Raw genomic sequence first — 23,404 nt, forward strand, 5'->3', positions numbered from 1 at the left:
TAAGAAAGCCGCTTCAGAAATGAAGCGGATTTTTTACGTCTGGAATAAAGTAAAAATATTAGCTATCAGCCGCACACTGTCAACCTATACACCGTAGCGTGGGTTGAGTATCTGACACCCATGGATAAAAGAACGCGACGGTATCCGCACATAGCCTTGTACATCATCTTAAAATACTACGTATGCATTTAAGTATCATTTATTTAATTTGTATTCATAAACAACATTATTTTCATCTTGATAAACACTCTTTATAGTTTACTGCAAACCATTTCTATTGACTGCTCTTATAGTTACTGCAACTATAAACCTTGCTAATTAGGTTGTTGTAAAGGAATGAATAGCATGACAGTTGCGCAGATTGTGATCATTGAAGATGAAAAAACGATCGCTGATACACTGATCCATACTCTAGAAATAGATGGTTTTGCTGTGCGGTGGTTTGCTACCGCAGGTGAGGGGCTTGAGTATATTAAAAATAACATGCCTAGCTTGTTGATTTTGGATGTTGGTTTACCAGATGCCAATGGTTTTGAGCTATGTAAGCAGATAAGAGAGTTCTCTGTGGTGCCGATTATATTTCTTACTGCCCGTAATGATGAAATAGACCGCGTGGTGGGGTTAGAAATAGGTGCTGATGATTATGTTACTAAGCCATTTAGCCCGCGAGAAGTGCTTGCAAGGGTTAAACTTAGAATTAGACATAGCAAAACTGCGGTTAAAACATCCACCTCCCCAGAATCTGTCTCAGGGCTTTATGCTGAAAATTTTGATTATCATTTCCAAAACCAAGCATTGGCTCTCACAGCATTGGAATTTAAATTGCTGGATAAGCTAATTAGCCATCCTCGCCAAGTATTCTCCCGTGAGCAACTACTAGTGTCGGCGCAAAATCATCAAGATGGCATCTATGCCCGTAATGTAGATAGTCACATTAAGGCTATTCGCAATAAACTACGCGCAGTATCGGCTCCTGAATGTATTCATACTAAACGTGGCTTTGGCTATTACTATGAATCCACCTAAGCAAGTAAATACAGTGTTTTCTCGTCTTAAAAGGTGGCCTAAAATTCCACTTGGACTGAGGCTATTTTTACTCTATTTTGTGTTAGTGATTTTAACCGCTTACTTGGTTAGCTCCACAGTTATGAGAGAGATCAAGCCAACGGTACGCCAAGCGAGCGAAGAAACGCTGGTCGATATGGCAAACATGTTAGCTGTAATGGCAAGCAATCCAATGGCGAGCGGCGATATCGCACAGAGCGCTTTTGCTAAGCAAATCAACTTTTATGGTTTACGTAACCCTGATGCTGCTATTTGGGGAGTTGAAAAAAAATCTGTTAATCATCGAGTTTATATAACCGATCAACAAGGAATTGTGGTGCTAGATTCATGGCAGCAGGATGTTGGTAATGATTTTTCTAAATGGAATGACGTTTACCTCACCTTGCGTGGCGAGTATGGGGCACGCTCAACCGCATTAGACCCTAATGATCCGCTATCAACCGTCATGCATGTAGCGGCACCTATTCTCTATAACAATGAAATAATTGGCAGTGTCACAGTTGCCAAAGCGAACCGTTCGGTACAGCCCTTTATTGATATTTCTAGGTATCGGGTATTAACTTGGTTAGCGTTAATGAGCGTACTCGCGCTTATAATTGGAGCGTTAATCGCATGGCGTATAAATACGGCGTTATATAAGCTGGCAGACTACGCTGATAAAATGGGCCTCGGTGAAAAAACCAGTAAACCCACCTTTAGAGTTTTTTATGAATATAGCTTACTCAGTGATGCCCTTGAAAATATGCGTCGTCAGCTTGATGGTAAGCGATACGTAGAAAATTATGTGCAAACTCTAACACATGAGTTAAAAAGCCCATTGTCAGCGATCAAAGGGGCTAGTGAAATACTACAAACCCCTACCACGGTAGATAAACAACAGTTGTTTGCTCAGAATATTGAAACCGAAGCTACGCGCATGCAGCAATTGATTGATAAGTTGTTAGCTCTAACAAAGCTTGAGCAACTCCCTGAACTTGAACAGCGGCAATCAATTGATTTACCAACTTTATTGTCGCAGATAAAGGCCTCTTGTATCAGCAGGCTAATGACCAAACAAGTAGAGTTAAGCGTTGTATGTGATAACAAAGTCGCTTTTGTGGGGGATCAATTTTTAATACAGCAAGCTTTGTACAATTTGTTTGAAAACGCGCTGGATTTTGTATACGAACAGGGCAAAATCAAGATCACTGTTACGCACACTGTAAGCGAGCTTTGTATTAACGTCGAAAACACTGGTCCGAAGATACCAGATTATGCGTTAGAGAGAGTAACCGAACGCTTTTATTCGCTTGCCAGAAGTAATGGACAAAAAAGTACCGGCCTTGGACTTAACTTTGTAGAACAAGTAGTTAAATTACATAAAGGCAAGCTAATAATAAATAATACTTCACAGGGGGTATCTGTTCAGCTGTTCTTACCAACTCCATAAAGACTCCACATAAGCACCACTTCAACTCCATGTTTGTTGATTATTCTGTAGTTATAACAAACACGGAGTAAATAACAATGAAACAAAAACTGGAAACAAAATTGGTAATTATCATAGGTTTAGTTGTGCTGCTATTAGTACCTATTTTTATGATACAGGACTTGATTGATGAGCGTTCAGAGCTGCAACAGCAAGTGCAGGCCGATATCGCACAAAGTAGTAGTGGTGAGCAGCAAGTAATAGGGCCATTTATAAACGCGCAATTTATAGAAACTCATATTGTTGAGGGTAAAACCACGGAGCAGATAAAAACATTGTTGTTATTGCCTGAATCATTAAAAATAAATAGCGAATTATCTTCATTTGAAAAATACCGAGGTATTTACAAAGCGTTGTTATATCGCTCCGAGAATCACTTTGAAGGTCAATTTAATACCGAATCTTTAAAGCAGTTAATTGGTAAAAATATCAAAAGTGTGTCTATGGTGATGGCGATTAAAGATATTCGTGGTATTGGTCAGGGTAGTACTATGCGCATAAATAACCAAGAATATGCGTTGCAGCCAGGCACTAAGTTGGCGCAATTGCCTGAAGGCGTTAATATAGAGCTCGATTATAATGTTTTACTTGCGCAGGAGACGCTGGATTATCAAATTGATTTAAATCTACAAGGAATGCGAAAACTAGCTATTGCTCCTATCGGTAAAGAAACCAGTCTTAACATGCAAGCAGATTGGCCACATCCAAGTTTCGTTGGTGATTATTTACCTATCGACTCACGTATTTCAGAGCAAGGCTTTACTGCCAACTGGCAAACAAATTACTTTGCTACCAACTTAAAAGAGCTGTTTCAGCATTGTGTTTTTCAAAATCAGTGCGAACAATTTAAGCAACGTAGCATGGGAGTTAACCTTGTTGATGGTGTTGATCATTACTTAAAAAGCTATCGTGCCAGTAACTACGCAATTTTAGTGCTGATATTGGTATTTGCCAGCTTCTTTTTACTCGAAGTGCTACGCAGCGAACCTGTTCATCCGGTGCAATATGGCTTTGTCGGTTTAGCACTGGCCGTTTTTTACTTATTGTTGATATCACTTGGTGAGCACCTAGGATTTAACCTTGCTTACTTATTGTCAGCGCTTGCCTCTTCATTATTACTAAGTATTTATGTGGCCGGTATGTTGAAAAATACTAAGCATGGGGGGTTATTTTTGATCGGTATACTGTTTTTATACAGCTTACTGTACGGGCTATTAAGCGCAGAAGATTACGCATTGTTGATGGGCAGTTTACTGGTGTTTGTAGTGCTGAGTTTGATTATGATGCTGACCCGTACAGTAAATTGGTACAACACTAAATCACAAGCTGATGATTAATCTCTGTTTGCAAAGGGCTGCATGATTGCAGCCCTTTAATTATTCAGGCCTAACACAGTTAGCATTGGGTATAGCCGCTGAAGATAGGCTTATTATCCAGCGTTCATGTTATTTAACTTGCTGATAAAAATACGGTTAGCTTCTCGCCTACTTTTAAGCGATCGCTTGAAAGGCTATTCCATTGTTTTAGCTTAGTGATGCTGACTTTGTAATGGTTGGCTATTTTCCATAAGCTTTCGCCAGATTTTACCTTGTGCTCTATTTGTGTATCGGCTAACTGCGGCAGCACCAACTTTTGGCCAATACGTATGGTACTACTTTTTAAATTATTGAATGCTTTAAGCTGACTCACACTCACTTTGTAGCGTTTTGCAATAACACTCAAACTATCGCCACGTTTAACAGTGTAATGCTGCCATTGGCTGTAATCGTTGCTTTTTTGATTTGCGATCATGGTTTCAAATTGTACTTTCTCGCTGGCAGGAACGACGATATGCGGCGCATCAATAATTGCTGGGAAGCGAATAACCCCGTAATTTAAAGACTCTAACTGTTGCCATTGGGCTTTATTATCTAAAATAACTGAGCCAGAAATGGCCACTTTGGCTATCGCATCTTTATTTGCGATTGCAGGGAACGCCATTTTTTGGCTTTTTAATAATTGTGCCGCAGCAAGTAGTTTAGGTACATACTGACTGGTTTGCTGAGGGAGTTTTAAACTGAAAAAGTCAGTTGGTTTACCTTGCTTTTTATTGTTGCTGATCGCTCTAAGTACACGGCCTTCACCTAAGTTATAGGCTGCTATAGCGTGATACCAATCACCATCAAAGCGTTTGTATAAGTACTCCATAAAATCCAGAGCAGCGCGGGTACTGTCGATCACATCTTGGCGGCCATCGTACCAAGGGCTAATTTTTACCTTAAAGTACTTAGCAATGGCAGGCGTTAATTGCCAAAGCCCAGATGCATGCTTGTGCGAATAGGCACTGGCATCAAAGTCACTTTCAATTAGCGGCATTAACGCTAATTCTATGGGTAAGTTCCGCTTTTCAACCTCTGTGACTATATAATAAAGGTAAGGCTCAGCACGGCGACTAATTTCATCCATATAGTTTGGGTGAGATAAATACCAAGCAATGCGTTGCTGAACTGCTGGGTGGCTTGAATTGGCAAATGTTAGCTGTGCGCGAATACGTTGCCATACATCATCAAGTTCTTTTGTGGTGAGTGGCGCTATTTGTGCAATATCTTCGCGCTGTTCACTAACAATTGTTTTGGGGTTAGCCTTAATTTCAGGGGTTGATATTGGTGTATCGGGTGTGGTTTCACAGCCGGATAAAATAAACACTAATGGCAAAATGCGGATAAATCGATTTACAAACACGTACTAAACTACTCCGAAAATATAAATGCGGCTAACCTAAAGCAGGTTAGCTTAACATAAGGTGAGTTAAAAATTACCGGCAGATGAATTTAACTGTCCCTTAAATTGCTCTTTGTAGCGACGTGATAAGTTAAGTACTTTGCCGGTTGTAAGTTTTACTTCACTGTCCCCGCTCGATAGTGGCGTGATTGATTCAACCGCGTCTAACCGAATGGCATAGGAGCGATGAATTCGGCAAAACCCTTGCGGTTCTAACTGAGATATAAGTTGGTTCATAGTTGCACGTAACGGGTAAATCCTTGCATCAATATGTAGATTTACATAATTACCGCTAGATTCAAGCCAGTCTATTTGTGCTACGCGGACAATAAATTCTTTTCCCAGTTTTTTTACCAGTAGTCTGTCGAAATTTAAATTTTCAGGCGTATCTTCGCCTTGTCTGATCGGTGCTGCTTCACCGGTTAATTGGTTTACGACATATTGATAAGTTTTAATAACAACAATTAGAAATAAAAACCCCCACAAGTCTTTTCGATATTCATAAAGTAACTCAAACCACACTAATCCAAAGTCATATTGCATACCTTGTACGGTGTAAATGAGCTTGCGAATGGTGACCATAATGCCAATATGCAATAACGAAAAAGCAATGCTTGCCAGCAGATATAGCAGTAATGAGCGGGGGATTTTTTGCCAACTAAAAGACTGGGTTTTTAATAGCCAAACTAAAGCGGGAAACAACAACAAGGTGCCAATAGCGCTGGAATATTCCCATACAAACGGCTCCCAGATCATAAATGGGAGTTCGCCATCTCGCTGGGCTTCCATAATGTTTGAGCTGGCATTTATAGTATTGTTGATAAAAATATAACTAGATAAAAATAATGCCGCATACCAAGTTTGATAGCGCTGAAAATGCGTTAAGGAGATCATTATTATTGTTACTCTTTAAAAGACCATAATTAGACTAGCAAGATAGTGATAGATCACCAAACTTATCATCCCTGATATCCACCGTTTATCCCTACTGACTGTTTTATCAGCCTTTTCTGATTGCTTAACGCAGATTGTTGTTCATATTTGTTATTAATTATTCGTAAGCTAAATCTACCATGACACTTAAAATAGTAATTAAAAACACAACACGCACGCTATTACAGCCATGGCAAAATGCGTTCAACCAAGCTGTTGAATTACCACCGCGCCGCTATGATTTAGATTGGCTACGGGTGATTGCATTTGGTTTATTAATTTTCTACCACACCGGTATGCTATACAGTGAAAATTGGGGTTTTCATTTTAAAAGCCAGTATTTATCCAGCAGCATTGAAAATATCATGCTCTTCCTGTCGCCATGGCGGATGGGATTAATTTGGTTCATTTCAGGTGTGGCGCTGCGCTTTATTGTTGCGCGTTTTAGTCTGGGCATGTTTATAACTACGCGCAGTGTAAAAATATTACTGCCTTTATTGTTTGGCATTTGGTTTATTGTGCCGATTCAGCTTTATGCGCAAATGAGCCAAGAGGTTGGTTTAGCTATGAGCTTTTGGCAGTTTTACAGCCAGTTTTTTGATTTAACCAATCCGTTATTTGAGCACTATCAAGCAGGTATTTGGCCGCATGTTGATGTAAACCATCTTTGGTACTTGCGTTCGTTGTGGCAATTTACTTTATTGCTGGTGTTGGCAATGCCACTGTTTCATCACTCTCATGTGCAAGTAGTAATCACGCGTTTATGTGAGCGCTCGTTATTTACAGTTTTTATTGTATTGCTATTGCCGCTGTGTATTTTAAAACTCAGCTGGCCGAGTGATACATTCAGATACCCCATGGGCGCGCTGTTTTTACTTTACGGTTACTTGCTTGCGTGGCAGCCTGCATTTTACAGCAAATTGCTACGTCACTGGCAGGCGTTATTTGCGGTATTCATTGTAGGTTATTTGGTTGTTGTGTTGGGTTATCAGATGATTTGGCAAAACCCAGCTACGAGCCAATGGCAAATTACTAGCATGGATATGCTGTATACCTCGCAACGATTAGTGGGTGTGTTATTGATGTTGGCACTAGCACAACGTTTTTTGAATCACGATCACCCTAAACTGGCTTTATTAAACTGTGCAGTATTCCCTTTTTATTTATTACATCAAAGTGTAATTATTGGCCTAGCTTATTACTTTAGCCCATTGCAATTAGGCCCTTGGCTAGAGCCAACACTCATTATTTTGTTTACGTTTGGATTGTGTGCGTTGGTTTGTTGGGGGCTGAGTTATGGTGCGCTACTTAGACCATTATTTGGCATGAAAGCCAATTACCAACACGCAAAGCTAGAAACAGTATACTTAAAGCGTATTGGTATGCTTGTTGGTGGAGTCGCTATTTTACCTATGGCACTTAGGTTACTGTTCTAAATGCCATAGGTTTATTTGTTTAGGCTCGGTCAGTAGCGCGTTTAAAACTCGCCACTGAGTGAAATAGTGAGGCTGGGTTCACTGTGTTCTAGCGCATAGTAGCGATAATCTAACTTGCCAGTTCTATCTGGGTAATAAATATGGCGGTCAAATAGATACTCTCCACCAAAAGCATCTTCAAGTTCTATATTGATCTGCATGTCATTATCCAAGTCGAACTCGGCGTAAAAATCGTAAGTAGCGCGATCTTTTTGTCGGTAAATTTCTTCTGAATAGAAACCTGTTTCAGTGTTGGGTAGAGATGCCAGCACACCCCATGCATACCAATCCCCGTTTTTTCTAAACTCTATCTCTGCACTGTGCGGCTCTAGCCAAGATATGGCCCGATCACCTGTTAATGGGTCATCGTAGTTGGCATCGCGATATTCATAAAATGCATTTATGAGGCTGTCTTCCAGTAACTGATTGGTTTGTATACTGATATTGATATCTAAGCCATAGTAATAGGCGTGCCCTGCATTACCGACCCCCCAGTCACCATTCTCAAAACGAATGAACTCATGAATATCACGCTTTTTTTGCCAAAAAGCTCGCGTATTTAGCGTCCAGAGATCTTCTGCTTCATAATTTAACTCGTAACTTAACTCGATACTTTGTTGAGGCTTCAACTCAGTGTTGCCAGATTGCTCACGGCCAAAGTCATTGCCCTGGCTATCCAGAAAGTCAGAGAAATCAAGCTGGTCGACCTTACGCTGCAAAGTGAATGTTGATTGCAGGCCGTTTTGCGCTTGGTGGCTGAGCTTAATTAGAGGTTTAAGATAGCGACTTTGTGTTTCATATTGGGTATTTGATTGGCTGCTGAGCTTAGCGTATTCAACCGTTAATTTACTGTATAGCTGCCATTGCGGGTTAAGCTCGATTTTGCTGGCAATAAAAGGCTCTGCACGGGTTTCACTGACGCTGGTAGTCGTGATTTTGCTCTCTGCGGTGTGCGCTTCTAACGTATCTGCCTCTAAACGGTTATGACTCACCTCTATACCTAACTCTGGTTGCCACCACAAAGCAGGTTGCTGACTTGCAAGCTTTAATACTTGCTCTGTATTTGATTGGTTTTGCTTAAATTGAGTAAGCGTGAGTTCACTGTCGCTTTGCTCTGTGGTGAACGCAACTTGGTCACTGTCACGAAGGCGAAGTAATCCCGTCACTTGCCATAACCATGATTGTTCGCCTGCAATTGCTTGCTGTTGCCAGTCAAAGCCCAACTCATACTCATCGAGTTGAGATTTATCTTTTATAGCCTCATTACCCGACTCATCGTTATTGTTTTGCCAATCACGTTTATAATCTTCTTGATAATGCTCTTTAAGTAACAGAGCATTTATTTGTAATACGCTACCAGTCATCACCTTGCTTGATGTAATACCTGTACTGATATTTTCAATGCTTTCTTGATACTGCTCTTGACCATTTAAATAGCTGATATTTTGACTGTTAGACTCAGTGTAATCAGTTACAGAGTAAGCAACATTTTTGTCAGTAGAGAGCTTTAACTGGTGATCCCAATTCAGCCATTGTGTACTGACTTGTAGCGAGGCTGCATTTGCTTGGTTAAAGTCTTTATGTGATTTAGCACTAACCTGCCAATTTGCCCTGTTTTTAGAATTATCTCTTATAATATTAACTGCTTGCGTATATTGGCTGGTAGAAGAAAATGGATGGCCGGCTAAATAGACTTCCATTTCAGCAATTTGGCTTATGGGTAAATCTGACAAAACCGTTTCTAGGCTTTGCGACTTATTGAGAACGGGCAGGCCATTAATCAATACATTGCCGCTGGCGTTACTCAGGCCTCGTTGATTATTTGAATCAATAAACTGAAAGCCTGCAACTTGCTCAATAATATCGAATGCAGTTTGCCCCTGCATGGCTAGAAGATCATCGCTGGTATAAAGCGCGGCTTTATCTTCAATGACAACCCGCGTGACATTTTGGGCGAGCACTGAAGAGTTACAGCTTAATGAACTGATAAAAAAAGCAGAGGTAAGCCAATTTTTGCGATGCATTGTGCGTCCTTGTAAGTGATTTAAAACGTTGCTATTAGATTTTATTCAAGGGCTGACCACAATATTTAAGTGTTAACTGGCTTGGTCTAGGGACGAATGGATGGGTTTCTTTCCAGTTATCCCATTGAGCAGGGATAACTGGACTGACTTATTTAAGCGCGGCTCATGCGACTTGTTGAAGATAAGCCATAACGGCTGTTTTATGGGCTTTACTCAGGGCGACAGTTTTATCGTTCGACAGCACTACAAAACCACTACCTGAAGGCTTAATTGTCACCTTTTTGATCAATGTAATATTCACTAAATGTGAGCGATGAGTTCTGAGAAAGGTATTATCAGGCAAGTTGGCTTCAACCTCTTTCAACGTGGCACGTTTTAACCAAGCTTGTTGTGCCGTACAGATCTCTACATAGTTACTGGCAGAATTGAACTGAATAATTTCGTCATAAGGAATATCAACAAATTGATCGTTATGTTCGACGGTAATACAGGCTTGGTATTCGTTTTGCGATGCTTTTGATTGAACGGACTTTGATTTTATCAAGCGCTGCCAAAGGTAAACATTTACGAAAATCACCAGAGGGTGTAAGGGGGCAAAATATAAAAACGTATAGGAGATTGGGTCGTTAAGCGCATAAAGGTCAAAGATTACTTGTGCGCTCATGGCAAAAGCAGACACACCAGCATAAGCTAGTAGAGAGAGCGTTGTGATATGTTTTTTCTTCTGTTCAATAAGGCTGAGGGCTCTAAACAGTAAAGGCGTAATAATAAACCACAACCCCCACTCTTGAGCTGCCCAATACCAGACATTATTGAGCTGATCTTCAGGTGCAACCGATAAATCATGCAATACATATATTGTGGTAAGAAAGAGTATGACAATACACCAGACGATACTGGATATTTGCCACTCTTTACGTATTTGCTTGTCCATTACTGCCCCAATTCAGAAACTTCGTTTAGTTTACTTGCTGAGCAAAAATTGGCAATTTATTGCGAGAATTTTTTAGCTCGATCATCCAAATACACACCTAAAGCATGCGCCTTGTGGTTTTGGTACATAAATTAAATCACCACCGTGGTTGAGCATGATTTGCCGTGAGAGGCTAAGGCCAATGCCGGAGCCTTGTTGCTTGGTGGTAAAAAATGGCACGAAGATCATATCTATCACATGTTCGCTGATGCCTGGGCCGTTGTCGCTGATTTCAATATAAAGTTGTTGGCTAGTGTTTTGCGCCAAGCTGATTTCTACCCTTGCTTGAGTGGCATTCTCTGCGCTGTACTTTTGGTTACTCTTTAGTACTTCAAGTGCATTTTTTATTAAGTTTACTAATACCTGTTCTATTTGGCTGCTATCAAGCATGACTAACTGCTGATTTTTAATCGACAGTTCGATATGGGTGTGTTGAACGCGTGCTTGTTGTTGATGTAAAGCGACAATACGCGTTAGCATATCGGCTAAATTTGCCGGTGTTAAATTGGGTTTAGGTAAGCTGCTAACTTGGCGAAAACGAGCAATAAAATCCCCTAAATGAGCGGTTCTTGATGCTAACGTGTTTAGCGCAAGCTGTAAGTCTTGTTTATCTTCAAGCTCATCAAAACATAGCTTTTGTGGCAGTAAATTGCTACAGGTATCAGCCAGTGATGACAGTGGCGTAATAGAGTTGGCAATTTCGTGCGTAAGTACCTTAGTTAAGCGCTTATAAGCTTGTTGTTCTTTAAGTTGTAATTGATCATGGATTGATTGCAAGCTCACTACTCGGCGTACTTTACCTTGTATTTCGGCAATACTCAGTTGAATTGAGAGAGTGTCGTGCTGCTCGCCATTTTGCCAATAGGAGGTGCTGCGAAGATTATGACTGGCGTTTAAAATTAACTCACCTACAGCCCCTAACTCATGTAAATGTCGAAAACTCTTCCCCAGTAATTTACTAACGGCTGGGTTTGATTCGATCACCTCGCCGTTGTCATCACATACCATAACAGCTAAATCAACATGGATGAGCAAAGCTTGTAGAAACTGTGCTTGTTGCTCGGCATTAAAACGTGCCGTTTGCATTTGCGTTTTTACTTGTTCAAATTGCTTAAGCATTGGATGTTGTTGACCAAGCCCCAAGGTGCTGTCGCCATTGGCTAAAGCGCGGATCACCATTTCAGCTTGTTTTTGTTGGTGCTTAAACAGCGTAAAAATGTGCGCTATTAACGCCATGGCGACTAGCATTATAAACAATGTCGTCGCTGAGAAACCATGCTTTTGCAATACATAGCTAAGCAACGCGCTTACACTTAGAAGTGCGATAATATTAAATGAAAGCAATAAATTAGCTCGCATGATTATAGCCCATACTTTTCAAGGCGGCGGTACATGGCACCGCGGGTTAAACCCAGTGCTTTGGCCGCATGACTAACATTACCTTGATGGTGCTTAAGTGCTGCGCGAACTGTACGTTGTTCAAGTATGTCTAAATCAAAGGTGTCGTACTGCGCTACATTGTTTAAAACCTCTGTGTTTTGGGTATTCTCGTCAGTACTAACTGATGCTGAATTACCAACCACTGAGCTTATATCGAGTTTATCCCCTTCAGTTAAAATAACCGCACGCTCTATAGCGTGAGCCAATTCACGTACATTACCTGGCCACGCGTATTGGCAAAGTGCACTCATATCATCATCGCTAATGGTTAAGCTACGTTTATATTTTTGCGCAAAGTGTTTTAGGTAGTAATTAGCTAATAATGGAATGTCATCGCTGCGCTCCCGTAATGCCGGAAGGCGAATTTCAACGGTGTTTATACGGTATAACAAATCTTGACGAAAACGTCCCTCTGCGACGGCTTGATCAAGGTTGTCGTTAGTGGCGCAAATAAGGCGGATATCAATATCAACGGCTTTACTGCTGCCAACGGGTGTTATTTGCCTATTTTGCAGTGCAGCCAGTAATTTGGCTTGATGCTCTAGGGGTAAATTACCCAGTTCATCTAAAAATAAACTGCCACCGTGGGCAAGCTCAAATTTACCAATGCGATCGGCTTTAGCATCAGTAAACGCGCCTTTTTTGTGGCCGAATAGTTCACTTTCAAATAAATTCTGCGCTACTGCACCCATATCTAAACTCATAAATGTTTGATTGTGGCGCATACTTGCTTGATGAATGGCATGCGCGGTCAACTCCTTCCCTGTGCCACTTTCACCGGTTATCAATATGTTGGCATCAGTTTGAGCTGCTTTTTCTATGGTGCTAAACACCTGTTGCATCGCATTGCTTTGACCTAAAAATTCAAAGTTAGGCGTGTTTAAGGCTTGGTTTAACCCTTGTTTTTGCCGCGTTAATTTGCCCACTTGCTGTTTGTCTTTGGCGTGTGAAAATGCGGCGGCGACTGCGCCAAGTAATTGCTCGTTTTGCCAAGGCTTGGCAATAAAGTCAGAGGCCCCCGCTTTAATTGCATCTACAGCTAATTGAATATCGCCGTAAGCGGTCATTAATAAAACAACGATATTAGCGTCTTGTTCGATAATTTTTTTTAGCCAATAAAAGCCTTCTTTGCCACTTATTGAGTCTTGGGTAAAGTTCATATCAAGCAATATTACGTCAACGGGCTGTTCGAGCTTGCGTTGCTCGTTAATGATGCCTGCAATGTCAAATGGATTGTCAGTGGTTTTAACACTTTGATAATGCTGCTTTAGTAATAAACGTGCTGCAATGAGAATGTCTGGGTTGTCATCAACAATTAAAAGTGAGCCTGTGTGTTTCATGATTTTTATTCTTATAGAGTTTTATTTAGCCTAAAACAAAAAAGGGACAGTGTCCATAAATGGACGTTTATAAAATAATAAAGTGTTCTATAAACGGACACTATAATTAGTTTATAAACATCATAAATATATAAGTGATTGATTTTGTTTTTAAATTAAAGTTGGCATACGCTTTGTAATAGCAATAGGTAATTAGTTAAATTAAACCAGTATCAAGGTAGTCGACATGGACAAAAAAATAGAACGCTCATTTACGCAAAAGTATTTTAAAAAATTTACTTTTGCAGCACTTGCTTTAGGTGTTGCTGCGGCTGCATACGGTTTTACGCAAAGCAGTGATACAGGCCGTAGCCAAAATATCGAGCGCAGCAGTTTAACGGTTAGCACGGTTAAACAAGGTGCCTTTAAAGATGCTTTGAGCTTACGCGGTCAAGTGGTGCCAAAAACCAGTATTTATCTTGATACTATCGCTGGCGGTCAAGTGGAAGAACGATTAGTCGAGCAAGGCGAATATGTTGAGAAAGGCCAACCGCTCGTGCGCTTAAGCAACACTAACTTACAACTTGATGTAATGAGCCGTGAAGCACAAGTTACCGAGCAGCTTAACTTTTTACGTAATACGCAGATGATGATGGAAACCAGCCGGTTAAATTTACGCCGTGACCTATTAGAAATCGAATTAAAAATCACTCATTTAACACGCCGCTTAAAACAAACTAAGCCCTTGGTTAAAAGCGGGGTGTTGGCGCAAGAGCAATTAGCAGAGCTTGAAGAAGATTTAAATTATTACCAAGCTCGTAAAGAGCTCACCCTTGAGCGCCAAAAACAAGAAAACTCAATACGAGAGGTGCAAGTGGCGCAGTTGTCAGACAGCGCTAAAATGCTAGAGAAAAACCTCCAGTTTGCCCGTCGAAACCTCGACAACTTATTAGTAAAAGCGCCAGTGTCAGGCTATTTAAGCGAGCTTGATGTAGAAATTGGTGAGTCAAAAAGTAGCGGCGCACGACTCGGTCAAATTGATATTCCTAATGAATATAAATTAGTGGTGCGCATGGATGAGTTTTATTTAAATCAAGTTCAGCGCGATATGACAGTGATGATTGAGCTTGATGATGGCGTGATTACCGCCAAGGTGAGCAAAATCGATAGCCGCGTACAGCAGTCACAATTTCAAGTAGAAGTGGACTTACCCAGTAACACTAAAAGCATTAAGCGCGGACAAAGCATTGATATTGAGTTAATGCTAGGGGATGACAATAACAATGCCTTACTGCTTAAACGCGGGGCTTTTTTTACTAACTCGGGCGGTAACTGGGTTTATGTAATCGAACAAGGCGGTGATAAAGCAGTGCGCCGTGATATTCGCCTAGGCAAAAAGAATCAACACTATTTTGAAGTGCTTGAAGGGCTCAATGCTGGGGATCAAGTGATTATCTCAAGCTACAGCAACTTTGACAAAGCACAGCAATTACAATTTTAAGGAAAATAATAATGATAAAATTAACTAATCTAAGCCGCGTATTTCGTACTCAAGATGTTGAAACTACAGCGCTAAGTAATATCAATCTAACTGTAAACGAAGGTGACTTTTTAGCGATAATGGGACCATCTGGCTGTGGTAAATCAACTTTGCTGTCTATTTTAGGTATGTTGGATTCACCAAGTGCAGGTAGCTTTGATTTTGCTGGAACCGACATTGCAGGCTATAGCGAAAAGCAATTGTCAGAGCTTCGTAAAGCATCAATTGGCTTTGTATTTCAAAGTTTTAACTTAATTGATGAGCTTACCGTATTTGAGAACGTAGAGCTGCCATTACAGTATCAAAAAATAAGCAAAAGCGAGCGCAAAGATCGCGTTGAAGCCATTTTAAAACGCGTAGGTATTGATCACCGAGGCGAGCATTTACCACAGCAACTTTCGGGTGGTCAGCAGCAGCGGGTAGCCGTTGCGCGTGCATTAGTGATTAATCCCAAACTAATTTTAGCCGATGAGCCAACCGGTAACCTCGATTCTAAAAACGGTGATGAAGTGATGGCGATGCTACGCGAATTAAACCGTGAAGGCACAACGGTGATCATGGTGACTCACTCAGAAAAAGAGGGTGCCTATGCTGATCGCTTAGTGCGCCTATTGGATGGCCAAGTGATGCTTGATAAAGCAAATGTTGCGCAGCAAGCCGTTGTTGAGGTTGCTTAATATGTTTATTAATTATTTAGTCACTGCTTTAAGATCATTCAAGCAACAAAAACAGCATTTTATCCTAAACCTTTTAGGGCTAAGTATCGGCTTAGCTGCGGCAATTTTAGTGGCACTGTTTGCACAAAACGAGTTGTCATACGATAGTCAGCAACCACACGCTGAACGTGTTTACCGTGTAGGCCAAGATTACTCAAAGTTAGGGTTATCAGTTATTCCTATTTTCAATTATTCATTAGGTGCGCAAGCGACAGAATACAGCCAGGTTGAAGAAGTGTTTGGTTTGACGATGGTATCGCTGACTCGAGAAGCTATGGTTGACGTGCAGTACCGGGATCAGGGTTTTAAACTTAATGACTTGTATGGGGCAACGCCAAATATTGAGAACTTTATCAATATAAACACATTGGCAGGGGATTTAAAAAATGCAATGAGTACACCAGGGAGCCTGGCGTTAAGTGAATCTGAAGCACTGCGTATTTTCGGTGCAGTGAATGCTATTGGCAACACGCTACAGCACGAGCAAGGGCAATATACTGTACGGGCGGTGTTTGCGGATTTACCTAGCAATACTCATTTTGCGTTTAAAAACCTCGTTTATGTAAAACATGATCCAAATAACCTGATGATTAATAGTAGTTATGTTTATATGCGCTTGGCGCCGCAAGCAGACCCAAAAGCACTCGCTGATACGCTTTCGAAACGATTTTTTTATGAAGAAATGGCGGGAAAAATCGCTACTGAACTACACCCATTATTAGACTTACATTTTACAGCAAAATCGCCATTTGAAATGAAAGCAGGCGGCGCAAAGCAAGTTGTAACGATTTGTGCAGGGTTGAGCGTGTTACTTATTTTGATAGCTGGCTTTAACTTTATCAATATGACAGTAGCGCAGTCTGCAAAGCGCGCCAAAGAAGTAGGGGTGCGCAAAGCACTTGGCGCAAGTAAGCTGCAGTTAGTAACACAGTTTTTAGCTGAATCTACTTTGGTTGCTCTATTGTCGATGATTATTGCTTGTGTGTTAGTGGAACTGTTATTGCCAAGCTTTAACCAGCTGGTCGATCGTGAACTGGTAGTGAGTTATTTTTCAGCCTTTGGTTTGGGCATTATGGCTGTTGTTATTGCTGTAGGCATACTTGCAGGTTTGTACCCGGCATTGTTTATCTCATCATTTAGCGCAAAACGAGTGTTAAGTGGCGATTTACAACGTGGTAATACGGCCATTTGGGTACGTAAATGTTTATTGACCTTGCAAGCTTCATTAGCAATCGGTTTGATCATTGCATCAGTTACGTTATTAAAACAATTATCTCACTTACAAAGCCTTCCTTTAGGCTATCAAACACAGCAACGCTTAGTGGTTTCAGAGTTGCCTGTGCAATCGGTATTTACGCAGCAGCCTAGCGCACTAATTAATCGCTTGACGGCTATAGATGGTGTAGAGCAAGCAACGATTATTGATACTCGTTTAACCGTTTCAATTAACAATACATTACAGCCTACTTGGCCCAATGGTGAATTTTCAGGTGGAATAACCCCTGTGATAGGTTCTGGTTTTGATGTAGTAAAAGGGCTAGGCCTTACGCTCATTGCTGGCAGAGACTTTAGCCGTGAGTTTTCCTCAGACTGGGCGACGCGAGCAAATGGGGTTACAACAGTAGGTACAATTATTACAGAAACCGTTGCCAAGCAGGCTGGTTATAGCAATGTGGCTGATATTGTTGGACAAAAAATTAAAGACACAGGGCGTAATGTGGATATGCAAGTTGTTGGTGTTGTAAAAGATGTAAAAGTTGGCAATGCACAAGATGCTAACTCTAACATTATGTTTTTATGTGGCTTTAACTATTTAGCACCAGTATCTGAAGTGATTTTAACCGTGAACCTGCAAAACCTTCCTGCTATAAAGCAAGCAGTGATCACAGCCTTGGCTGAAGTGTCTAATATTTATGAGCCAAAAATAAACCTACTAACTGAAAATTATAAAGCGGTATTAAAAGGTGATGAGCGTGTTTCTTTTGTCGTACTTATATTTACTGGCCTTGCAGTGTTCTTAACTTGCTTAGGTACTTTTGGTTTAGCTTCATTTGCCACGATTCGTCGCCAAAAAGAAGTCGCTGTACGCAAAGTACTGGGTGCATCACGCATCAGCATTATGAACCTATTGGCAAAAGAGTTTTTAATTTTAGTGTTAGGAAGTGTAGCCATAGCATACCCGTTAACCTATTGGCTGGTGGATGATTGGCTCGCAAACTTTAATGAGCGGGTTGATCAAGCGCTGTGGGTTTATCTGGTTGCAGCTCTAAGTGTTGCTGCAATTACTTGGCTCACGGTTGCAAGCATCGCCTTTAAAGCCGCCAGTACGAGGCCATCGTTAACATTAAGATATGAGTAATAACGAGTAAAGAACCCTACTAAAGGTCTATCAGAATACCGATAGACCTTTTTCAAATATCTTTAATTTTCACCGCAGGATTGCCAGCAACCACTGTATTTGCAGCCACATTTTTGGTGACGACTGACCCTGCGCCTACCACGGTATTATCACCAATACTAACACCCGCTAAAACAATAACTCCCGCGCCTATCCAGACGTTATTGCCGATAGTAATCGGCGCTGCAAAGTTCTCTTTTTTGAGCCGCTCTATGGGATTAACCGCATGAGAGACCGCTAATAATTGTACGCTCGGGCCTATTAAGCAGTCGCTACCAATAGTAATTGCCCCCTCACTAATTGGTGCATCTAACACCGTACAATTAATGTTTATAAAAGTACGATCACCAATTTCAAATTGCGAGCCATAGTCACAGTGGAAGCCTGCCTCAATAATCACGCCTTCACCACATTGAGTAAATAAACTCTTAATGCGTTTTAAGTTGCCTTTACTTGGGCTTTTGTTAAACAAGCGGCAAGTCTCATGGGCGGTTTTGCGCGCTTCAAGTAATGGTTTTTTTAGGCTATTAAATTGAGTTGGATGAGTCATTATTTTAAGGAGTTAATAAGTGTGTATTGATGATAAAGCAAAATTGGCAGCTAACCAAACGGGACTACCTGTTGTTGTTGACAGTGAGTGATTCAATGAAACCCGACTTTATGCAGAATAGATTAAAGTCGGGTGCCTATTTATAGTTTTATTTATGGATATACCCAAACCACCTCAATTCTGCATCTGAGGTGGCTTGGGAATATAAAGCGCTTGAGTCTTATTTTCACTCATTTCGTAATGCCTTTATTGGATCTTGTCGTAACGTTTGGTTGATCGGAAAAAAGCTGGCAAGTACTGATACCGCTAATAAACCCAGCCAAATGACCGTTGTTAACCACCAGTCTATAGGCAGGTCAACCCCAGGTAATGACATACAATAGCCTATAATTAAAAATGCCAACGAAAAGGCTAACACTAAGCTCATTATTATGGGTTGCATGAGTTCTAATAAGCTTTCTTTTAGTAGCCTATAATTGTCAGCCCCCATAGAAAGTTTTACGCCTAAGCTATATCTGCGCACTTTAACTAAATAGCTAACAATACCGTTTATGCCAATACACACCATCAGCAGCGATGTTGATGCCAACACAATTGCCAGCCATGCTGCATTTAAGTGACGTTGCCTTTTTTCATCAAACATACTTGTTAAAGAGGCTATGTTATTAATGTCTAATCGTTGATCTACTTCTAATACTGCTTGTTGAATATGGGCAATTGCATTATTTTCATCTGCAACAGTAATCAAATATGTAAATTGTTGCCAACCAGGGTAATCTTTAGGTGTGAAAACTTCAAAGTTTTCACTTTCAGGGCTGCCCGGTACATAGGTGTTGCTGACAATACCTATGATTGAGTAATATCTTTTATTATCAAAACTCACTTTACTGTTTAGTACTTCATTACTGTTTTTATTAAGTAAATCTGCAAGGCGTTGATTGATAATGATCGGTGGGTTTTCTAGTTGTTCATCCCCTTTGGCAAAGCCTTTCCCCGTCATTGTTAAGTTAAGTTCAGTAAAGTAATTGGCAGTTACTAAGCTATTACGTGCTTGGGCAATATACTGTCCAGCTTCGTTATATATTTGATTGACATTAACCGTTTTTGGCAGCCTCATTTCGGATGACACAGCTAAGCTGCTCACATTATTAAGCGCCAGCAACCGCTGGTTAATTGCTTTGTGTAAATTAATACGTTCGCCGGATTTATCGACATTACTATAGTTTATTGTTAATGAATATTTACCTTGTGTATCCAGTCCGTTATCTCTGAGTGCTTCAGAAAGAGTTACTAAAACTACGTGGCTAGCAGTGGTTAATACTAAAAACGAAAACAAAATTTGCAGACCAACAAGTAAATGGCTGGTGGCTGAACTCATTTGCTTGCCCGTGCCTTTACCGCTGCTTTGTAGGCTGCTCATTAAGTTTTGCTCTTTCACTACACTAAGTTCTATAAATGAATAAAGTGAGGCAATGCTGATAATTAGAAATGCTGAAAACAGCAGCGTGTTAATGCTCAAAGAAAGTGTATCTAAGCGTTGAATGGCATCGGCTGCTAGGTTTTGAATAACGATAAAGCCGATTTGAGTAAATGTTAGAGCCAATAACACCGCAATACTAATGAGTAAAACATTATGTTTGAGTGTTTCAATAATGAGCTGTCTTTTACTTGCTCCGAATGCAAAACTGATTGCAAGGGGTTTGATGCGCGTAATGGCTTTTGCAAGCTGCATACTAGAAAGGTTGATAAGTGCAATGAGCATTAATAAGCACACACCCAATAATAGCATTAATACAATCCTCCCGCTGTCGCCCCTAAGTGCATCATTAAATGCAGTAACACGCGCATTGACAGTAAAGTCTTTTAAAATATTAGGAGCGTGCAACTGCGCACCTTTGAGTGATAAATCACTTAATTGTTTACTAATTTCTTGCTCTGAGATTGCGGGTTTAAATCTAACAACGTTCTTATATGCACCCATAAAGCCATTTGATGTTTTAGGGTTAAAAGCTTCGTCAGCATCCATGGGAAGCCATATTGCATCATTTATATTGCTGTATGAGGGTAATACGAGATCGTCAGGTGCAACACCTACAACGGTAAAGCGACGTTGGTTTAGTTGTATTTTTTTACCAACAATATTCGGGTCACCATTATAGTGGGTTTGCCAAGCACGGTAGCCTAAAACGACTGACATTTGCTGAGTACCGAGCGCTTCTGATTTGTTAAATAACCGACCAAGCTTGGGTTGTACGCCGAGTAAATCAAATAAATTATGTGTGGCAAGTATTACGTCCACAGCTGGTCTTGTTGGTTTATCTAGTAGCTTATAGTCAGTCCATTTATGATAAGTAGCAACATCAGTAAAAACGGTGTTTTCACTCTGTATGTAGCTCATTACTTTTGAATTACTTGCAGGCCCTGAATAACCTTTAGAATTAATTGTGCCTTCAAGCAGATATAAGTTATCGCTCTGCTGATAAGGTAGTGGGGCGAAAAACACTAGATCAACCAAGCTAAATGAACTAAGCACCATGGACAGTGTAAGTGCCAGTGTAAAAACGGTGGTGAAATAGTATTGTTTGGCACGTTTAAAAGTATTGTAGGCAGTTTTTAACATGACTGAGCAACCTGTTCTACATTTGCAGGTGTGCTTGGCACGAGTTCATCGTTTTGGGCAACTACAGTACCGTCTCTTAACTGGATATTGCGCGTAGCCATATCGGCATAACGGGGATCATGGGTAACTAATACAATCGTGGTGCCTTGCTGATTAAGGTCTTTTATTAATGCCATGATTGCATCGCCATTTTTTGAGTCCAAATTACCTGTGGGCTCGTCGACCAACATAATGCCAGAATCGCCAGCTAGTGCGCGTGCAATCGATACGCGTTGTTGTTGACCACCAGAAATTTGATTCGGATGTAAATCAGCTTTATCAGCCAAACCTACTTTTTCTAGGCAACCTAACGCTCTTGCATGACGTGAAGATAGCGAGTCACCACGGTATTTTAGCGGTAGCGCAACGTTTTCAAGTACGGTCATTTCATCAATTAAGTTAAACGATTGAAACACAAAGCCAATGCGATTACCGCGTACTTTCGCACGTTGGTTTGAGTCCATATCAGAGACGAGTAAACCGTCAATGTAATATTCACCACTTTGAGGGGTGTCGAGCAGCCCCATAATGTTAAGGAGTGTTGACTTGCCACAACCAGAAGGCCCAGAAATAGAAATAAACTCACCGTCGTACACGGTAAAGCTAATCCCTTTTAAAATTTGACTGACTTGTTCGCCATTAGAAAAAGACTTGCTTAGGTTATTAACTCTTAAAATTTCAGTATTCATATTATTCTTCCTTAACCAGCAATTTTTATTGTTGTTGTTTCTGCGGGGATATCTAATGTGGAAATAATAACCTGTTCGCCAGGCTCTAGCCCTGACAACACTTGAATAAGTTGGCCTGATGCTTTGCCGTATTGCACGTCAATTTTAACTGCTCTGTTATCCATTGTGAGTTTGAATAATGAGCCATAGCTACCTTCGCTTGCACCTGTTGGTTGTTTTATATAATTCACCTCTTTTTGTACATCGGCAAAAATAGTCGCATCGACTTGCTGCATAGGCTTCATGGTGTCTAATTCTGAAGCTTCGAGTTCAATATCAATTTGTACAGCACCGTCGCTGATCACAGGATCTACACGCACCACTTGACCGCGCACTTGGTCATTCAAAGTACTAATTTGGGCTGTCATACCTATTTGAATTAAATGAGCTTGAATTTGCGGTACTTTTATTTCACCAACCAAAGGAGAGAGGCTACCGATTAGCGCCAGTTCAGAACCCGCAGTGACACTTTGCCCTAAACTTAAAGGCAGACGTTGAATAACACCACTCATCCCCGCTTTAACTGAAAGCTGCTCCACCATCAATTTGGCGACATCAAACTCGTCTTGCGCTTGGGCTATTAAGTCATCTTGAATCGAAAGCGACTCTTTTTGCATCTGTGCTAATTTATCAAGCTTGGATTCTTCAAGGTCAATACGCTTTAATAACTGCTTGGCTTCGAGCTCATTCTTCTTCGCGCTGATCCCCGATACAATACCTGATTTAGCCAGTGTGCGTTCTGCTTCAACTTGTAACATGGCAATTTCAGATTGTGCTTTTAGCTCTGACACGGTTGACTCGTTATTTAACAACTCACGCTGTTGCAGTAATACGGTTTGCCGTTTTTGGGTTTTGGCATTTTTAAGCTTTGCTAACGCCAAGCGAAGCTTACTTTCTAGCTCGGGGTTATTTAAAGTGAGGATCACTGTGTCATGGTTAACCACAGCACCCGCTTTTAGTTTTATTTCGTCAACCACCGCATTACTTGTAGCTGTGAGAAGTCGTTTATTGATTGATTGCAATGAACCATAGCCATCCACCTTAATTGAAAAATCACCGCGCTCAACCTTCGCAATGGTGACAGAGTCTTTTGATATAACTTCGGCATTATCTGCAAAGCCTAATTGCCAGCCAGAGATAAGCATAACGACAGATAAACCTATCAACCCTTGATAGATTAGTTTGGATGTAAACTTCATAGTTATTCCTTTTTTAAACGAAAATACGGCAACGTATCAATTAGGCAATAATGTATTAATAATTTTACTGTAACCAAACTGTGACTATGTTTAAAATCAAGTAGTTAAGCTGTTGTGGTAATGATAGGTTGCGTAGGTTATGATTGGACTAAGTAAA

General features: G+C 40.7%; 17 protein-coding genes. 7 read left to right on the top strand and 10 right to left on the bottom strand.

Translation table 11 applies throughout. From position 1 onward, the window contains the following. Positions 1-345: 345 nt before the first annotated feature. The 3 genes from J7338_RS18045 to creD all read left to right on the top strand — a co-directional run bounded on the left by J7338_RS18045 (position 346) and on the right by creD (position 3,870). Positions 346-1,026: a response regulator gene (locus tag J7338_RS18045; protein ID WP_210798347.1), complete on the top strand. Its 681-nt coding sequence runs from the start codon at positions 346-348 to the stop codon at positions 1,024-1,026. Beyond that, on the top strand, positions 1,013-2,494 hold the full coding sequence (gene creC, locus J7338_RS18050; RefSeq protein ID WP_210798348.1) for a two-component system sensor histidine kinase CreC: 1,482 nt from the start codon (positions 1,013-1,015) through the stop codon (positions 2,492-2,494). The genes J7338_RS18045 and creC overlap by 14 nt, the downstream gene beginning before the upstream one ends. A 77-nt stretch (positions 2,495-2,571) precedes the next feature. Continuing rightward, a complete protein-coding gene (gene creD, locus J7338_RS18055) occupies positions 2,572-3,870 on the top strand; it encodes a cell envelope integrity protein CreD (RefSeq protein ID WP_210798349.1) in 1,299 nt (432 codons plus the stop codon). A 112-nt stretch (positions 3,871-3,982) separates the two neighbouring features. Here creD and J7338_RS18060 read toward each other — a convergent pair whose 3' ends face one another. Continuing rightward, positions 3,983-5,254 (bottom strand): LysM peptidoglycan-binding domain-containing protein, encoded by a 1,272-nt coding sequence (locus J7338_RS18060; RefSeq protein WP_210798350.1) that lies wholly within the window; start codon positions 5,252-5,254, stop codon positions 3,983-3,985. A gap of 66 nt (positions 5,255-5,320) precedes the next feature. Beyond that, positions 5,321-6,184 (bottom strand): LytR/AlgR family response regulator transcription factor, encoded by an 864-nt coding sequence (locus J7338_RS18065; RefSeq protein WP_210798385.1) that lies wholly within the window; start codon positions 6,182-6,184, stop codon positions 5,321-5,323. A gap of 182 nt (positions 6,185-6,366) precedes the next feature. On the opposite strand from J7338_RS18065, the gene J7338_RS18070 reads away from it, so the two are divergent. Next, a complete protein-coding gene (locus J7338_RS18070; protein WP_210798351.1) occupies positions 6,367-7,662 on the top strand; it encodes an acyltransferase family protein in 1,296 nt (431 codons plus the stop codon). Between the two features lie 41 nt (positions 7,663-7,703). On the opposite strand, the gene J7338_RS18075 is transcribed toward J7338_RS18070, so the two are convergent. The 4 genes from J7338_RS18075 to J7338_RS18090 all read right to left on the bottom strand — a co-directional run bounded on the left by J7338_RS18075 (position 7,704) and on the right by J7338_RS18090 (position 13,478). Next, positions 7,704-9,725, bottom strand: a complete 2,022-nt coding sequence (locus tag J7338_RS18075) for a TonB-dependent receptor (RefSeq protein ID WP_210798352.1) — start codon at positions 9,723-9,725, stop codon at positions 7,704-7,706. Between the two features lie 163 nt (positions 9,726-9,888). Continuing rightward, complete coding sequence (locus J7338_RS18080) at positions 9,889-10,659, bottom strand: LytR/AlgR family response regulator transcription factor (protein ID WP_210798353.1); 771 nt, start codon at positions 10,657-10,659, stop codon at positions 9,889-9,891. 81 nt (positions 10,660-10,740) lie between these two features. Continuing rightward, positions 10,741-12,057, bottom strand: a complete 1,317-nt coding sequence (locus J7338_RS18085) for a sensor histidine kinase (protein ID WP_210798354.1) — start codon at positions 12,055-12,057, stop codon at positions 10,741-10,743. 2 nt (positions 12,058-12,059) lie between these two features. After that, complete coding sequence (locus tag J7338_RS18090; protein ID WP_210798355.1) at positions 12,060-13,478, bottom strand: sigma-54-dependent transcriptional regulator; 1,419 nt, start codon at positions 13,476-13,478, stop codon at positions 12,060-12,062. Between the two features lie 226 nt (positions 13,479-13,704). On the opposite strand from J7338_RS18090, the gene J7338_RS18095 reads away from it, so the two are divergent. The 3 genes from J7338_RS18095 to J7338_RS18105 are packed head-to-tail and all read left to right on the top strand — an operon-like array spanning position 13,705 to position 18,072. After that, positions 13,705-14,958, top strand: coding sequence for an efflux RND transporter periplasmic adaptor subunit (locus tag J7338_RS18095; protein ID WP_210798356.1), 1,254 nt, complete (start codon positions 13,705-13,707; stop codon positions 14,956-14,958). 11 nt (positions 14,959-14,969) lie between these two features. Beyond that, a complete protein-coding gene (locus J7338_RS18100; protein ID WP_210798357.1) occupies positions 14,970-15,674 on the top strand; it encodes an ABC transporter ATP-binding protein in 705 nt (234 codons plus the stop codon). Position 15,675: 1 nt separating this feature from the next. Further along, complete coding sequence (locus J7338_RS18105; protein ID WP_210798358.1) at positions 15,676-18,072, top strand: ABC transporter permease; 2,397 nt, start codon at positions 15,676-15,678, stop codon at positions 18,070-18,072. Between the two features lie 52 nt (positions 18,073-18,124). On the opposite strand, the gene J7338_RS18110 is transcribed toward J7338_RS18105, so the two are convergent. The 4 genes from J7338_RS18110 to J7338_RS18125 form a co-directional block, all read right to left on the bottom strand. Then, on the bottom strand, positions 18,125-18,661 hold the full coding sequence (locus tag J7338_RS18110) for a sugar O-acetyltransferase (protein WP_210798359.1): 537 nt from the start codon (positions 18,659-18,661) through the stop codon (positions 18,125-18,127). Positions 18,662-18,887: 226 nt separating this feature from the next. Further along, on the bottom strand, positions 18,888-21,281 hold the full coding sequence (locus tag J7338_RS18115; RefSeq protein ID WP_210798360.1) for an ABC transporter permease: 2,394 nt from the start codon (positions 21,279-21,281) through the stop codon (positions 18,888-18,890). After that, complete coding sequence (locus J7338_RS18120; RefSeq protein ID WP_210798361.1) at positions 21,275-22,009, bottom strand: ABC transporter ATP-binding protein; 735 nt, start codon at positions 22,007-22,009, stop codon at positions 21,275-21,277. The genes J7338_RS18115 and J7338_RS18120 overlap by 7 nt, the downstream gene beginning before the upstream one ends. A gap of 11 nt (positions 22,010-22,020) precedes the next feature. After that, positions 22,021-23,247 (bottom strand): efflux RND transporter periplasmic adaptor subunit, encoded by a 1,227-nt coding sequence (locus J7338_RS18125; RefSeq protein ID WP_210798362.1) that lies wholly within the window; start codon positions 23,245-23,247, stop codon positions 22,021-22,023. Positions 23,248-23,404: the final 157 nt, after the last annotated feature.

Source organism: Pseudoalteromonas ostreae, from assembly GCF_018069805.1.
Lineage (GTDB): Bacteria > Pseudomonadota > Gammaproteobacteria > Enterobacterales > Alteromonadaceae > Pseudoalteromonas > Pseudoalteromonas ostreae.